14 protein-coding genes are annotated in these 16,503 nt (G+C 39.5%); 7 read left to right on the forward strand and 7 right to left on the reverse strand.

Going from position 1 to position 16,503, the window contains the following annotated elements:
* Positions 1–45 precede the first annotated feature (45 nt).
* Together DTOX_RS18600 and DTOX_RS18605 are read left to right on the forward strand one after the other, a co-directional pair.
* Positions 46–510 carry a hypothetical protein gene (locus DTOX_RS18600; protein ID WP_015759218.1) on the forward strand — a complete coding sequence of 155 codons (465 nt, stop codon included), beginning with the start codon at positions 46–48 and terminating at the stop codon, positions 508–510.
* A 176-nt stretch (positions 511–686) separates the two neighbouring features.
* The gene (locus DTOX_RS18605) at positions 687–1,781 is read left to right on the forward strand and encodes a hypothetical protein (protein WP_015759219.1); all 1,095 of its coding nucleotides are present in this window, start codon (positions 687–689) and stop codon (positions 1,779–1,781) included.
* A 136-nt stretch (positions 1,782–1,917) separates the two neighbouring features.
* Here the strand turns inward: DTOX_RS18605 and DTOX_RS21730 are convergent, their stop codons facing one another.
* From DTOX_RS21730 to DTOX_RS18620, 3 genes are all read right to left on the reverse strand, one after another.
* On the reverse strand, positions 1,918–4,644 hold the full coding sequence (locus tag DTOX_RS21730) for a PAS domain-containing protein (RefSeq protein ID WP_015759220.1): 2,727 nt from the start codon (positions 4,642–4,644) through the stop codon (positions 1,918–1,920).
* Between the two features lie 210 nt (positions 4,645–4,854).
* Positions 4,855–5,523, reverse strand: a complete 669-nt coding sequence (locus DTOX_RS18615; protein WP_015759221.1) for a hypothetical protein — start codon at positions 5,521–5,523, stop codon at positions 4,855–4,857.
* A 121-nt stretch (positions 5,524–5,644) separates the two neighbouring features.
* The gene (locus DTOX_RS18620) at positions 5,645–6,031 is read right to left on the reverse strand and encodes a hypothetical protein (RefSeq protein WP_015759222.1); all 387 of its coding nucleotides are present in this window, start codon (positions 6,029–6,031) and stop codon (positions 5,645–5,647) included.
* Positions 6,032–6,329: 298 nt separating this feature from the next.
* On the opposite strand from DTOX_RS18620, the gene DTOX_RS18625 reads away from it, so the two are divergent.
* The 4 genes from DTOX_RS18625 to DTOX_RS18640 all read left to right on the forward strand — a co-directional run bounded on the left by DTOX_RS18625 (position 6,330) and on the right by DTOX_RS18640 (position 10,374).
* The gene (locus DTOX_RS18625) at positions 6,330–6,590 is read left to right on the forward strand and encodes a FeoA family protein (protein ID WP_015759223.1); all 261 of its coding nucleotides are present in this window, start codon (positions 6,330–6,332) and stop codon (positions 6,588–6,590) included.
* A gap of 15 nt (positions 6,591–6,605) precedes the next feature.
* A complete protein-coding gene (locus tag DTOX_RS18630; protein WP_015759224.1) occupies positions 6,606–7,394 on the forward strand; it encodes a FeoB small GTPase domain-containing protein in 789 nt (262 codons plus the stop codon).
* Complete coding sequence (locus DTOX_RS18635) at positions 7,391–8,779, forward strand: nucleoside recognition domain-containing protein (RefSeq protein WP_015759225.1); 1,389 nt, start codon at positions 7,391–7,393, stop codon at positions 8,777–8,779. The genes DTOX_RS18630 and DTOX_RS18635 overlap by 4 nt, the downstream gene beginning before the upstream one ends.
* Before the next feature lie 239 nt (positions 8,780–9,018).
* The gene (locus DTOX_RS18640) at positions 9,019–10,374 is read left to right on the forward strand and encodes a hypothetical protein (protein WP_015759226.1); all 1,356 of its coding nucleotides are present in this window, start codon (positions 9,019–9,021) and stop codon (positions 10,372–10,374) included.
* Here DTOX_RS18640 and DTOX_RS18645 read toward each other — a convergent pair.
* Together DTOX_RS18645 and DTOX_RS18650 are read right to left on the reverse strand one after the other, a co-directional pair.
* Positions 10,367–11,098 carry a class I SAM-dependent methyltransferase gene (locus tag DTOX_RS18645; protein WP_015759227.1) on the reverse strand — a complete coding sequence of 244 codons (732 nt, stop codon included), beginning with the start codon at positions 11,096–11,098 and terminating at the stop codon, positions 10,367–10,369. The genes DTOX_RS18640 and DTOX_RS18645 overlap by 8 nt on opposite strands.
* A gap of 53 nt (positions 11,099–11,151) precedes the next feature.
* Positions 11,152–11,403: a hypothetical protein gene (locus DTOX_RS18650; RefSeq protein ID WP_157863013.1), complete on the reverse strand. Its 252-nt coding sequence runs from the start codon at positions 11,401–11,403 to the stop codon at positions 11,152–11,154.
* 304 nt (positions 11,404–11,707) lie between these two features.
* On the opposite strand from DTOX_RS18650, the gene DTOX_RS18655 reads away from it, so the two are divergent.
* Positions 11,708–12,835: an S-layer homology domain-containing protein gene (locus DTOX_RS18655; RefSeq protein WP_015759229.1), complete on the forward strand. Its 1,128-nt coding sequence runs from the start codon at positions 11,708–11,710 to the stop codon at positions 12,833–12,835.
* Positions 12,836–12,962: 127 nt separating this feature from the next.
* On the opposite strand, the gene DTOX_RS18660 is transcribed toward DTOX_RS18655, so the two are convergent.
* A complete protein-coding gene (locus DTOX_RS18660) occupies positions 12,963–15,632 on the reverse strand; it encodes a PEP/pyruvate-binding domain-containing protein (RefSeq protein ID WP_015759230.1) in 2,670 nt (889 codons plus the stop codon).
* Between the two features lie 63 nt (positions 15,633–15,695).
* Positions 15,696–16,325: a TetR/AcrR family transcriptional regulator gene (locus DTOX_RS18665; RefSeq protein WP_015759231.1), complete on the reverse strand. Its 630-nt coding sequence runs from the start codon at positions 16,323–16,325 to the stop codon at positions 15,696–15,698.
* Positions 16,326–16,503: the final 178 nt, after the last annotated feature.

Here is a 16,503-nt window from a genome sequence, read left to right on the forward strand (position 1 = left end):
ATAAATTAAACCATAATTTATAAATTCAAAACATGTGAGGTTGCCATGATCATTATAAACAACGGAAATGTATTTACAGATGAACAGCTGAATAAAATAATCAAACTGTTGGGCAAGGATTACAAGCCACAGAAGCTGGTTATTTATGAAACCAGGTTTGATATGCTGAAACACTATCCCAGGTGCTTTAATTTTTCTCTGGAAGAATTTTCGGGAAAGTTAGAGGGTACTTACAACCAGGCCACCGATGAAGTTTTTGTCTGCATCTTTGCTCAAGATGATGACGGGGATAACTTTCACAGCAAACAGTTATACTCCTTACACGCATTAGTTCATGAATTAAGACACAGGTATCAACTGGTAAACAATTTTCTCACTGCCGACGTGGATGAAGAAAAAGCGGAAAAGGATGCTGACAGGTTTGCGACAAATTTTATTAACCGCAAGTCAGCCAAGATAAGCAATATAATGGGCTGGGAGGATGAATGGCTGGTTGAAGAAGAAGAATAAAAACAAGGACTTAAGCCATTCATCAGCAGCCCAATAAGCTTTGGGGCTATTTTTTTTGACCGTTTTTACTGTATCTTTGACAAATTAAGGATTACAGAAGAATTTATATATAAAGATTTAGTAAACTAACCCGATATAGATTAAAAGAATTTATCTTAAAGAGGGGAGGAATTAGCGTGAAAATCCAGAGTTCAAATATCTTCATGCATAGCGATTGCAGCAGTATTAGTATAGATACAAAAGAAGAAACTTTAAAAACCTGGGTCGGTGATAAAAGACCTGACTTTGAAGGAAAGTTATCTTCTACTAATCAATTAGCTAAAATAACTATTAATACTGATTTCCTGGATTTATCTGAAGAGGCCAGGGCCTTAATTGAACAGGAAAAAAGCGCTTCCGGAAAAATTACAGAAACTCAAAACGAGGAAATAAATATAAGTGATAAAGATAAACAAAAAATTCTATTGCTTCAAAAAATGCTGGAAGCTATCACCGGGAAGAAAATTAAGTTCATTTTACCTGAAAGAATAGAACTTCAGGGAACCAGCGCTAAACTTTCTTTTAATTCCAGAAACCTGAATATTAAATTACCCGCTAAACTAGGTTCGGGAATGGAATACAACCTGCAAGAAACACATTTTGAAAAGGAACAAATGTCTTATGAGTCTCAGGGGATTATAAAAACAAGCGATGGAAGGGAAATCAATTTTTCTGTTCAGTTAGATATGAGCAGGCAGTTCGCATCACAACAAAACATTCAAATCAGAGCGGGTGATGCTGTTAAAATTGACCCACTGGTGATTAATTTTAATGGTAAAGCGCCGGAGTTAACTGATACAAAGTTTAGTTTTGACCTGGACTCTGACGGCAGCCAGGATCAAATTTCTTTTCTAACCCAGGACAGTGGCTTTCTGGCTCTGGACCTGAATAATGACGGTGTCATTAATAACGGCAGTGAATTATTTGGGCCAAACAGCGGAAATGGCTTTGCTGAGCTGTCTCAATACGACAGCGACGGTAATAACTGGATAGATGAAAATGATCCCATCTTTGAGCAGCTTCGCATCTGGACTAAGGATTCAAAAGGCAACGATAAATTATTTGCCCTTGGCCAAAAAGGTGTAGGTGCCATATATCTCGGTAATATAGAGACACCATTTAGCATGAAGAACAGTGAAAACATTTTAAACGGGCAGATTAGAACATCAGGAATTTACATTAATGAAAACGGAACTGCGGGCACAATTCAGCAAATTGATTTGACAGTTTAAGTGAACTACCCCCGCTTACGTTCCACTAAGAAGCGGGGGCTTTCATAGGAACTTCAACGAGCGTTTCCTGATTCATCAGCTACCGCCTACGATACAAAGAGAAGAGGTCTTACAAGGCCTCCGCTCATCCCCCACTTTAAAGGTGGGGGAATTCTGGCTGGTTTTGGTTAAACCAAACAGAGAAGGTAGTTCCCATATTATTACTCTCAACTTTTAAAGTTGCTTTGTGTCTATTGGCTATACTATAGCAGACTGATAAACCCAAGCCTGTTCCATTATTTTTAGTCGTAAAAAAAGGAGTCCCCAACTTTTTAATTATCTCCGGTCGTATACCCGAACCCTCATCTTGTACAACTAAAGCAACCTTACCGCTGCATGTCATCGTTTTAATAATTAATTTTCCACCGGGGGACATAGCTTCCAAACCATTGCGGGATAGGTTTAAGATAAGTTGACGGATCTCCTTTTCATCCAGAAGCAAATTCGGGACATCTCCCAGCGACAGCACTATAAACTTATCCTCACGCATTGCTGTAGCCTGTATTAGCGGGTATAAAACATCTAAAATCTGATTCAAACTTTGTATTTTTAAATTGACACACTTGTTCTTGGCCAGCGATAAGTACTCCGTAATAATGGAATTAGCCCTATCCAGTTCCTCTATCATTAAATCATAATACTGCTTATATTTAAGGCAATCATTCTTCTCTGCCATCATTTGTAAAAAACCGCGTACTGTAGTCATTGGATTTCTAATCTCATGTCCTATACCGGCAGCCATTTCTCCGATTAAATTAAGCCTGTCCAGGCGTGCTATTTCTTGTTCCAGTTGTTTACGATGGCTTATTTCCAGGGCAACCTGAACAGTTCCTATGACATTGCGGTTACCGTCATAAACAGGGTTAGCCCTAACAAGCCAGTCCTTTCCATCGGGACCAATAACCTCTTTTTCCTGCGATTGACCGCTTTCAAGCAGCTCCTTAACAGGGCAGCCATCACATGGTTCCACCTGCTTCCATAACTCGTAACAGCGATGGCCCACTAACCTTTCCGGGGCTAATCCAAAAAACCTGCCTGCAGCCTCATTTGCCCATTTAATCCTCATATTTATATCGTGATATACTACCAGTTCCGACAGATTACTGAGAATAAGCTCCTTCTCCTCTTCAGCTTTTCTCAGTGTTTCTAAAAACTGTCCCCGTTCATACAAAATACTGATTTTTTGAGTGGCTAATTCAACAAGCTTCGCAGTGGCGCTAATAAAATTGAATTCGTCTAAATGCCAGGTGCGGCGGTATCTAATCTGGCTAAAAATCATTAAATAGTAACCGCTCTGCTGGAAAGAGAAAGGGTAACACAACATGCTTTGTATATTAATTTGATGGTGAAATATTTCTGCGGAACCATCAGCGGTTAGTTCAGCATGCTTATTATCTATGTGACTCTCAAGCCATTTTCGACAATTCCAAATAAACCTGACACCATTCGAATATTGGTCTAAACTGTAGATATCTTGACAGGGCACCATATTAACGACTTCTTCGTTCATCCATTCACACATTTTTATTGCTAAGTTTTGTTTAATGTCTATTTCAAAAATACTGCAGCGGTCCACCCCAAGTGTTTGTCCTAACATTCTGGTCATATCATTTAAAATCGTCTTTTTGTCATCCTGGACGATTATGGTTTCAGCTATGCGGTTGAGGGAATTAGAAAAGAGCAACTGCTCATACAAGCGCTCCTGATCCTTTTCCAGTTTCTTCTCTATCTGTTTCCGCTCAGTAATCTCCGATTGCAATTGTTTATTCGCAATTATAAGTTCCTTATTACGCTCCTGCACCAGATTTTCCAGGTGCTTACGGTGTTTCTTCAACTCATTCTCAATTTTTTTATGTTCAGTCATATCACGAACTGATTCAATTGCTCCAACAATATTGCCTTCATTGTCATACAGAGGAGAAGCCTTTCCCCACCAAAAGGCTCCCTTACCATTAAATGCATACTTACTAAAGCTTTCGGCATATAAAATACCCTTCTTTCTTTCAAAGTAATTATATTTTTTTATATCGTCTTTTTTATCTGAAATTATTATATCGACCAGCAATGGCCTTTTTTCACCATAGAACGGCAAGGAGTAGGGAAAGTCACTCTTACCAATAATATCCTTTTTATTAATACCGGTCATATCCTCAATTGCCCTATTCCAAAAAATAACCCTTTTATTAATATCTACAGCAAAAGTAGCATCCGGCAGAAATTCAACTATATCTACCAGTTTTCTGCAAACATTGCATGCCGTACTATCACATTGAAGCAAAAGATTCAATGTTTTTAAATTAGATATGTCCTCACAGAAGGCCACTACACCGACAATCTCCCCTTTACTGTCATAAAAAGGTCTGGAATTCCATTTTGTAATTTTTCGAACACCGTCTTCCCATATCATTTCCACCTCCTGATCCGCAATTATTTCACCATATATGGCCGAACGCTGCATAGGCGCATTTTCCGGTAAAAGTCTTTTCCCGTTACTATATATTTTCACAGGCGGTAGAATAGCAGATGAAAGTGAAAAACTCTCCCAGGGGTTAATTCTTAATATCTTAGCAGCAGCTGAATTATGTCTTATATCTCTGCAGGACAGATCTGTAGTTATAGATATGCCATAAGGTATTATTTCTAATATGTTTTGGAGCTGTTCAAAACCAATTGAATCATCCCCCAAAAGATACTTATCATCTATCAGCTTGTAAGAACAGAAATTGTTATCAGGCAATCTTCTTTCCAATTCAAACAAGTTGCCAACAGACATTTCTTTTAATTTATCTCTACCCTTCATTTTAACATTACCTCCCATAGACATACGGCACACTCCCATTAAACATTAGACAGAAACCAAGATAATACCTTCGGAAATGCTGTCGAATTATGACTAATAAGCATTTATTCAATCTTAAACCCTATATAAACATCTCTTATTATGGAAAGCAAAACAGGCGCCTTCCGTTAATTAGGAAAACGCCTGTTAAATTAATTTTTACCGGAATCTCCAATATATATTGTTTTATATTTATCAAGACCTGGCAGAGTTATGTGTACCATTCTGGTTGATATTTTCACAAATAGATCTATTGGCAGCAGCAGTTTCCGCGGCATTTTTGGCTTCATTGGCGGCCATGGCATCATTTTTAGCCTCAGCAGCAGACAAGGCGGCATTCTTTGCATCGCTCTCAGCTTTATTAGCTGCCAATGCCGCATTCTCAGCCGCACTTTCCGCTTTATTAGCGGCAACTGCCGCACTCTTTGCCTCATTCTCCGCTTTGCTGGCGGCCAAGGCGGCATTCTTTGCTTCATTCTCAGCCTTATTAGCGGCAACTGCTGCATTCTTTGCCTCATTTTCGGCCTTATTAGCGGCAAGAGCGGCATTCTTTGCTTCACTCTCAGCTTTATTGGCGGCAACCGCTGCACTCTTTGCCTCACCCTCAGCTTTGGAAGCTGCTATTGCCGCATTCTTAGCCTCATTCTTGGCCTCATTGGCAACAGTTACAGTTTCCTTCGCTATATTTACAGCCTCGGCAGCGGCTTTAGCACAAGCAGTAACTTCCGCATGCAAAATGTTAAATAAATTTACCAACAAATTAATAGGTACGTTAACCTCTGTTTTATTATCCTTAATGTAATAATTAAGCTCCTGCATACAACCATTAAAATCCACACAATCAACTTTCTTCTTATCCAACATATTAAATACCCCCAATATTTTTTTCCCACCCAGTGGGATTCGGCACTTTCCTGCACTATTTACTACATTACATACTATTCATCATTGTTAAATTATGCCATATGAGGGCTTGAAATTTTTTTTATTCCGCAACCGGTGTTACTCTTGCAGCATTGTTCGAACCATTCTGATTGCAATTATATACAAATAGCATTAATCGAATTCCCAATTCGTGTATTTGAATCTCCTTGGATGTGGTTAAATTAGATAAAAATTGTGCCATTAATTCCGGACTCATATCCCTGATTATCACATTACCGTCTTTATCACTTGTAAAATGGCGGCTCATATCTTCCTGAAATAAATTTGACGAACCATTTTGATTAATGTTATAAATCCATAATACCACGGTTTTCATTCCCAGTTGGGCTGCTTCTATTCGTGTACCCGGGAATTCCTCTTCTCCGATACAGGTATTGCCTGCAGCTATTTTACTCTCTACAACACTTTCGCTTGAGATATTATTCAAAATCATCCCCCCGGCTCTTACAAATCTAATTTGTAAATCTTATGATATCCGGTTGGCAATCATTCGGCAAAATTTAATCTGAAGATAGCTAAAGCTAGATAATAACTCTTTAATAATTTACTTTCAACCTGTAACCATGAAAAAGATTCTTACATAATATGTGTCAGGTGCAATTTAAAAGTGAGCTTAAACTAATAAAATTAGCCCCGGCAAACTTCTTTTGGGGGCTGAAAGATTTAAGCTAATCATAATCTTAGACACGATGTTTTAAAATTCATCCAACCGTGAGGAGTATACAATGAAAGACAGACAGAAGAACCCTAACAATAAAAATATTATTACCCTGCATGATTTACCCATTGGTAAAATGGGTATTGTGAGTTCTATTAAAGCTGAAGGAATCAGCAGAAGAAGAATGCTTGATCTGGGCCTGGTTCCGGGCACAAAGGTAGAGGCCTTGCGAATTAGCCCCATGGGAGACCCCAAAGCCTATAAAATTCGTGGTGCCGTTATTGCTTTCAGAGAAGAAGAAGGCACAAAAATATTAGTAAAATTATAAGGAGGATTAAAAGACATGGGTTTAACGCACCGATCTTGTGGCAGCGGGGCAAACAAGGAAACCTTTCATAAAAGTTATTTTTCCAAAACAGATTATGTAGTTGCATTAGCCGGAAATCCAAATACAGGTAAAAGCACTGTTTTTAATGCCTTAACCGGCTTAAACCAGCACACCGGCAACTGGCCGGGCAAAACAGTATTAAGAGCTGAAGGGAAATATATCAATCAAGGTCTGGTGTTTAATTTAATTGACCTACCGGGCACTTACTCTCTGCTGGCCAATTCTGTGGAAGAACAAGTGGCCAGAGATTACCTCTGCTTTGGCAAACCCGACACTACCGTTGTTGTCGTGGACGCCACTTGCCTGGAAAGAAATCTAAACCTAACATTACAGGTCTTTGAGATTACTGCAAAAGTCGTCGTCTGCGTAAACCTAATTGATGAGGCTTCCAGAAAAAAAATTAAGATTGACTTGGAAGGTTTATCAAATATTTTAGGTGTTCCTGTAGTGGCCACATCCGCTCGGAATGGTTCAGGCCTGGACCAATTAATAAACACCGTCACAGGTGTTGCCAGCGGAGCAATTAATACTAATCCTTATGTTGTTAAATACAGCGATTGTCTTGAAGCTGCCATTGAGAAAATTGAGCCAAAGATTAAACAGTTGGCCGGGGAAAATTTCAATAGCCGTTGGCTTGCTTTAAGACTATTGGATAAGGATGAAACCGTAATTAAAACTCTTAAAAAATTGTATCAGCATGATAGCACTTTCAAGAGCCCGGTAGGAGGTGAGGTGTGGGCATGAACCGGACATTCTCCGCCGGACTTGACGATATATTAAGAGATACTGATAACTTAGCCCCCGACAATAAGCCGTGGGTAAATGATACTATCGTAAGCAGCATCTACAACGCTGCGGAGACAATAACAAATCAAGTTGTTAGCCAAAAAGATAAACCGGGCATTGACTGGGATAAAAAACTGGATGACATTCTTACTTCAAGGTTGCTTGGGTTCCCATCCATGTTAATACTGTTGGGTTTGATATTCTGGATGACCGTAGCAGGTGCCAATATTCCCTCTGCGATGATCGCAGACTCACTGTTCTGGATCCAGGATCGTTTAACCTATATATGCAACTACCTGCATGCTCCCGCATGGTTCCACGGTCTTTTTATAGAAGGAATCTACCGATGTCTGGCCTGGGTTGTAGCCGTGATGCTGCCTCCAATGGCTATTTTCTTCCCCTGTTTCACTTTACTGGAGGATTTGGGCTACCTACCCAGAGTGGCTTTTAATCTTGACCGACTTTTTAAGAAAGCCGGCGCCCACGGCAAACAGTCCCTGACCATGAGTATGGGTTTTGGTTGTAACGCCGCCGGTATTGTAGCCTGCAGAATAATTGAGTCACCCCGGGAACGCATGATTGCCATGTTAACCAATAACTTTGTACCCTGTAACGGCCGTTTTCCCACTTTAATAGCCCTGGCCGGTATCTTAGTCTTTGGTATGGGAAGCAGCTTTGGGGCAACTGCTATTGTAGTAGGAATTGTTCTCCTGGGAATTGCCGCAACACTTGCCATTTCATGGATTCTTTCCAAAACATTGTTAAAGGGAGTTCCTTCATCTTTTACTCTGGAACTTCCTCCGTATCGGAAACCCCAGATAGGAAAAATCATAGTACGTTCCGTCTATGATCGAACCTTGTTTATTCTGGGCCGAGCAGTTTGTATAGCGGCGCCCGCGGGTGCCATTACCTGGCTTTTAGCTAATATCTATGTAAGCGATTTGAGTATACTTGCCCATTGTGCCCAGTGGTTAAATCCCTTTGGCCAGATGATCGGGCTGGATGGTTTTATCCTAATGGCCTTTATTCTCGGATTACCGGCCAATGAAATTGTACTTCCCATTCTGATCATGAGTTACTTGTCCACCGGTTCCATGACCGAATTAGATAGTATTGAAGATTTATACAATCTCTTTGTGGTACAGCACGGCTGGACCTGGCTTACTGCAGTTTGCATGATGTTGTTCTCCCTGCTGCACTATCCCTGTGGAACTACTCTGTGGACTATCCGTAAAGAATGCGGCAGTACCAAATGGACTATACTGGCCGCTTTAATTCCATTGGGAGTTGCCTGTACTGTCTGCTTTATTGCGGCTCAAATTTACAAGCTTATTGAAGGATAAGCGGCTTCTTATCATTTTATTAATGTGCATAGAAGAGTGTGGATCAGAATCGGATTTACACTCTTCTATAATTTTTGTTATAATTCCACTCACTTATTTAAATTAAAAAAATGTCTGCAACAGATAGGAAAAAAGCTATTTACAACCTGTCATAATTGTCCGCCATTGACTATAATACTGTTATAATCAGTTAGCAATAATTATGTAAAATCATCTCACACCAAAGGGGCTAAGAAAAAATGTCTCAGACAGACACTTTATCAAATGAACTTGTCTTTGGAGAAGTTTTTTTAACTTTTTTTTATTTATTCCCGGCATCTCTGGACCCTCTAAGTAATTCTGAAAAAGATCTACTGCAAAGAAGTCAACTAAGCAATGGACAAAGGCAACAAATTTTAAGAAAATATAAAGATGCCATGGAAATTATTTTAAAAGAAAAACTTTGTTATAATAATAAAATTGAACCCAAAATAGAGGGAATTACATATGCTGAGAAATTTATATTAAGAAGTATACAAGGTCAAAAACTTATTGAAGATTGCTATCGAGTAAAGATTGACAGATTTTCTTTTTTCTATACGGTAAACAATGCTGATACATCAGTAGACACCAGTAAGAAAAATGAAATTGTTGTGGATGTGTATTTCACCATTTACCCAAGAACGGATGTAGGCATAATTTTCTTCAATATTGTTAGAAAAGACGCTACAACAGACGATATTATTTTTATTAAGCAATGTTTTGACGGTCATCACCACGTATCCTTCCAAAATGTAAAAGGGAAAGATAAATCAAAATTATTTACTAAACTAAATGAATACGCTGTTAACCTTATTAAAAAAACTGATTATGAATATTTTCTTTTTACTCATTTAGTTGAAATAAGAGATCCGATTAAAAATTCCGGCTCCCTTATTAATAATCCTCAACATTTGATTCAACATTTCCCTCAACAGCTATATGGAATCATTACCGGTGATGAAGGATGGCGTTTTGTTCCCCATGACATTTTGAATTCACGAATATCCAACACATGGTCAACAAGGGATTTCTTTACTGTCATCTCATTTGATAAATGTGTTCTATCAATTAATTTCAGCAACGGAGAAAGAAGAAGGAAATATGAAGATCAACAAGAAGAGATATTAACCCAATACGGACAGGAACAACTACACTATTTCTATAAAGAAAAACTACCCCAAATAGCCGGCGTTGATCACGGACCTTTTTTATTATTAGAACAAATCTCAATAATCAGGTGCCTGTTAGACGAAATAGAGGAAAAACATAAATTTGAATCTACCACCAGTATTGAAGAGATTTATGCTCTAAAAAGCAAGCTTTACTGTATGTTTTCCGATATGCTTTGTTCTTCCGGAATAAAAGAAATAGATATCCTTGCACAAAATATTCGCGACAGTCTTCTCATTGATGCAAAATTAAATGAATTAACTAAGCATCAAGATACAGCCGAAAAGAAACTGATTATAGATAACAACAAAAAAATCAATAAAATATTAATTTATCTGGCAGTTATTGGCGGTTTAGGGGCAATAGCTACGATTATTGATGTATTAAAAGGTATACTTAAATAGGCTTCTCAGCCGCTACAAAAATGTCACGGCCATTTGGATTGTTTTTGGTATTATGAAAAATTTGCATATATGTTATTACTAAAAAATTATTTTGAAAAAGCTCTACCAGAGACTGTCTGCTAAAAAAATGCACGGGTAATATCCCCTCACTGTTGCTTACCATTGAATCAAATAACTCCGGGCTTATTTCCTCTTCAACAAAATTGTTCTCGGCAAAATAATCTTTTACATAATAATCAGCGGATTTTGTAGAATAGCTTGTCATGAGGAATAAATAACCGCCCGGCTTAAGATGCTTAAAACAACCCGATAATATTTTATCCACTAAATGCCTTTGAACATGCTGAATAATGTGACTGGAAATTATAACATCAAATTGCAGTTCAAACTCACACTCTTCCAATGCCGCATTTATAAAAACAACCTTTTCTTCAATTCCCAATTTTCTGGAGGTCTCTGCAGCTTTAGAAAGCCTATTGCTATCAGGATCAATAGCATATATTTTTTTAAAAAAGCTATGAAAATGAGGCAGCAGACGACCATCCCCACAGCCACCATCAAGGAGAACCGCCTTATCAGGATCCAGATGAGACAGCTTTTCTTTTATCCATGCTAATATTGATAATTCATCTTGTTCCCAACTCCCGGCTATAAGTTCCGTTTTATTTATAAGCGATAGAGTAATCTGATCATTAATATCAGGATAGATGTATTCATTTGCCATGACATACTCCCCCTTACATTTACATTATAACGCATCATATCGCAAAACTAAATTTAATAATCCTCTATTTTGTAAGCCTTATCATCTGAAACAGTCAAACCTTCGCCCCCTTTCATTATATTTATTATACCATCTGCAGTCTGTCCTGTCGGCACAAGTAGACTGTTCCTGAGATAAGTTAATATCTTTAAAGCATTCCAAAATATTTTGTTTTTCAACAAGAGACTATTACTTATATGCTGAAAAACGGGATCCAAAATCCGTCTTCCGGCATCCCAAATTATACCCCCTTTTATATCAAGCATACCTCTTTCCATAAGGCCAGATCCAACCCACTGCTGTCCGCCATTTTTCGTGTTTAAAACTAACACGACTTAAAATAGCTTTATTGGCAGCATTTTGGATTATATTAAAGTAATATTCATTCATCAGCATATAATCCAGACTATTGAATAATCTATGGTGATATTTACGTATTTTTTGATTAGACAATATTTGCATTAATAGATACAATATAGATAAAAAATATCATAATCATTATTTCGTAGTTAACAGTATATGGAATAATAAATTGATATTTAGGAAAGAGAGGTATTCATGTAAAATCATATGAAAAAAATGTTTATTTTAATATTGCTTACCGTTTTTGTATCAGCCTATGGCGGCAAATCTTTCGCGCAAGATTCACAGTTTGTTGATTTATCCTCTGAGCACTGGGCTCATAATATTATTAATACCATGGTTTTACATGGTTATATGTTAGGTTACCCAGATAATAGTTTTAAACCTGAAAAAGCAATGTCCCGCGAAGAATTTGCAGTCTTACTTGTACGCTGCATGGGTATTTCACCTACAAGTACCGATAACTCTTCATTTATTGACGTACCTGTTGAACACTGGTCTGCAAGATACATAGAAGCTGTAAAAGAATATTTGCCCGGTTATTCTTTGGGAAACGGTACTTTTAACTTCCAGGGGACAAAACCTATTTCCAGAGAGGACGTAACAGCTGCCTTGGTAAAAGCTAAAGGCGGTGTCAATTCAAAGCAAGAAGATCTTGACATTCTCAAAAATAATTTTAAAGATTACTCGTCAATAACTGACAGCCTTCAGCCTCTTATAGCTGCCGCCCTGTCAAATGAATTAATTTCCGGTTATCCTGACGGAACTTTTAGGCCTGAGCAATCTTTAACCAGGTCACAGGCGGCAGTTTTGTTATACAGGGCCTTTTGCAGAACCAATTCAGTTATAAAAAATATGATTAGTTTGGGAGATATTACAACTATCAACACATCGGATCAAATATTTACACAGTTATCCAAACAATTAAATAATTCCACTTCCCGTGCCATTATTGACGGTGAAACTTACAATTTTGAAGTATATGTCAAAAACGCTGCACAAAACACAGAACAATTAAAAGACCTTATTTATGTTTTTGTTAAAAGCAGCGCTCCTTTTAGTTTTGAGGCAGCAAATAAATATCATCCCGAACAGGTGCAGGAATACATGAATAAAATAAAAAACATGGTTAATAACTATTATCCGGCATACCCTCTGTTAATTATGACCGGTTTTAGAAAACAATACGATGAATACGAGTGGGTACAGACAAGAAGTCTGTTTGAGGATACTGATTATCAGATTACTAAAGATGAGAATAGCAAAAGTCACCTGGTAGATAAATTTTTTTCCGGTGTTTTGTATATTAACGGTAAAGCAATTGAAAGTTTTTAATGCAAATTTTATAACCCATTAAAACTATGATCTATATCATAACAAGATATGCGTTTATTAATAGTTATTGTAAAAAATAATAAACGTTGAACGAGCATTTCAAGTTCTCAAAAAAATTTGCGTTATACTATGGGATAAAAACTCTGCCTTCATCACCATCCACCGTTATTTTTTGGCCGTCTTTAACAACCTTCATAACGCCGGGAATATTAACTACCGCCGGAATGCCGTATTCCCGGGCTACAATGGCGCCGTGAGACATAAATCCCCCGGTTTCCATAACCACTGCGCAGGCTTTTAAAAACAAAGGAGTCCAGGCAGGGTCGGTAGACGGTGCCACAAGTACATCACCCGATTGCAATTTGCTTCCCTCAACCGGGTTATTGATCAATCGTACAGTGCCGGAAGCTTTACCGGCGGCAACCGCCACCCCCTGTAGCCCGCTATCTAAGTTGAGGGTAACCGGCTCTGTATATCTGGGTGTTTCACCAAAAATTATATCCGGGGGAGAAATAGATTCCATTTTACTCATCAGGGACTTTCTTTCAACAATTAGAACCTTTAGTCCGATACCGTCCCATGCTCCGGTTAACACCGAGAATAATTCCGGCCAAGTGCAAAAAAAGATGTCAGCCTGTTTTTCAATAATCCCCTTTAAATAAAAACGGGAACCCAACTCCAAAGCCATTATCCGGCATACATTAGTAACCTTTACCAAAATCGATTTAGCCATTTCCCGCACCGCGGCCCCGGCCTGAGCCTCCTTGACCCATTTCTCTATGGAGTAATGCTCGCTTACGGGCACCTTATCTTTAATTTCCTCCCAAACCCGTTCATATTTCTCTTTTTGTTTCGTCCTGATTTCTCCGATATCGGCAGTGTCAATGCTGCCACGGATAATATCCAGCAGGTAAGTAGGGTCTTCCTGCCACCTGGGGTTCCTTATATCCAATTCATAGACAGCTCGGTGCCCGTAATCATTGAGAAATTGCCGAAAAGACTGCTTGAAGGGAGATTCCTCGGGCAGCTGTTCCTCCCATTTGAGCAGTCTAAAATCGGCGATATTAAAGAATCGAACAGCGTCATTGTCCCGGCGGGCCAATGACGCCAGTTCCACTAGCCTGTAACCGTGATCCGCGCTGGTTATGCCCACCTCACTGCCCACCATCAAGGCATTAAAAACCATTGCGGCCCTGTGACCCAAATACTGGTTGAGTACCGTAAACAACGAACCCACTGCTGAGGCGCCTGTGCCGCTCAAAAACCTAAATTCCCGGGCATATTCTTTAGCCAACCGTGCCAATTCATTATAAGCATTGATAATCTCAGTACCCTGCCGCTGCTCAAAACCTTTTTCGGTTAGAATATTTACACGGTGTAATACGTGACTAAATGTCTTCGGAGCATCTTCCATGGCCTTATCTATCAACAAGGCATTTTTTTGCAATCTTTCCAACCTCTTTGCACCTGCGTCGCCTTGATACGGTTCGGTCTCCTTGATATCTATTTCCGGCTGGTGCCCTCCCCAAAAACTGTTAACATCCCTGGGCAAAATGCCCATGGAATCATACCAGGCCCACTGCAGGACAGAGATATTAGCATAAAGCCGGCCATTAAAATATCTGGAAAACCTTAAACCCTTGGGTAGTTGGTAGCCAATGCGGGTATAGGAGGCTTCGTGGATAGTATCTATTATGTCGATGCATAACCGGCGATTCAGGGGTGACTGAACCATGGGCACGGCATCCCGATAATTGCCGTTGGACCAAATATCCGGCTGGCCTTTTAAAGCCGGAAAGGTGTTGCGAGGCAGGCTTGTCACAGGTCTGGCCTGGACCAAAACAAATTCCCGCCCGTCAAAGACCCATTCCACATCCTGGTGCTGCTCACCATCTCCCAGGGCGTAAAGCACCCTCAGTAGGAGCAGGCCAAGTTTTTCAACTTCCTCGTTGGACAATACCGGCTGACCGGATAATTGTTCATTATGTATAAATTGAGTCCCACCATCCTTTTTATTGATGGTTACTCCTTCCTTTCGACCGGTTTTACGTTCAATTAGCCCCGGTACCGCTTCCCAAGGCTGTGCATTCAAATAATAGGTATCCGGTTCTACAACCCCGTTTACCACCGATTCACCCAAACCGAAATTGGCACTGATCACCAAAACATCCTGCTGTCCAGACCGGGGATCACATGTAAACCCCACACCGGCGGCATGTGCCTCAACCATGGACATGATTACCACTGCCATAGCTGAATCATCATCACTGATATTTATTTTTCTCCGATATGCCACTGCCCGGGGTGACCAAAGCGAAGCGTAACATTCTTTTATTGCCGCCAGTATATTGTCCAGTCCGCTTACATTCAGAAATGATTCATGGATACCGGCAAAGGAGGCCTGCACTGAATCTTCCGCCGCTGCTGATGATCTCACAGCCAACGACTTATCTGCCAACTCCGGTTCTTTGATCAGGTTGGTTATTTCCGATACGACATGTTGCGGCACGGCACCTCTCCTGATTTTATTTCTTAAATCAGTCAAAATGTCCCGGCTGTAAGTTTCATTTATATTTGCCGCGGTTACTGATGCGGCAATGTCTTGCACCTGTTCCTGAAGTTTATTTAAGTTAATAAATTCAGCATAAGCCCGAGTAGTAAGAATTCCTCCCGGGGGAATGTTAAAACCATACCTGGCTAGGCGTCCCAGGTTCCAGCCTTTGCCACCGGCATGACGGGTACCTAAATGAAAAACCTCTGACCAGTTTAAAATGCATTTTGTTCCGGAATTTTTCACTTTGTTGACCTCCTTTGGAATTATTGGATCATAAATATACTCACAGGCTTTTTCCATTGTTTTTTATTCAGAATCATCGCGGTTAGCTGCCCCGTTTAAAAAAAGGTCTGTTACCATGACCATCTTTCGGCGCAGTTCAAACCTGGACATATCCTTTAACCAATCCATGACCACGGCACCCCGGAGAATATCTATTTGGGTGGCCAGTACAGTCACCGGAAAATCGCGTCTGATTTCACCGCTTTCCTGGCCCAGACGGATAATCTCAGAAACAATACTTCGAGTTCCTGTTACGCTATTTTCATCTTCTGAGCCCCGGCATATGTTTTTCATTCGATAACCCAGGCAGATTCCTGCAAACTCCGGGTTTTCTTCCACCCATTGGTAGGCTTTATCCAGTGCAGCCACTAAACGGGATTTGGTATCAGGCAGGTCCCTTATGGCTTTCATGCTTTTCTTGGCAAATTCGCTGGAAATATCCCGCATATACTCGTCAACAATAGCTTCCTTGACGGGAAAGTGATTATAAAGCGTTTTTCTGGCAATGTCTGTTTTTTCAGCTATTTGCTCCATGGTAGTGTTATTAAACCCCTGCCGCCGGAATAAATCCAGAGCGGTTGTAATAATCTTTTGTCGAGTTTCCCTTTTCTTACGCTCAAGCCTGTTTTCAGGCAACATATTTCCTGAACCCATTAGCAACCTCCAATATAAATTTTAAAAAAGAGAACCGGGGAAGCAATTATACAAAGCATAGTTATATACATTGTGTAATTAATTTATCACTACATTCATTGTTGTGTCAATAGTATTTCTTACTATGCTTTTGAACAATAAAAACCGGACAGGACCTCTATTCCGAATTTTTTTAAAA

Source organism: Desulfofarcimen acetoxidans DSM 771, from assembly GCF_000024205.1.
GTDB lineage: Bacteria > Bacillota > Desulfotomaculia > Desulfotomaculales > Desulfofarciminaceae > Desulfofarcimen > Desulfofarcimen acetoxidans.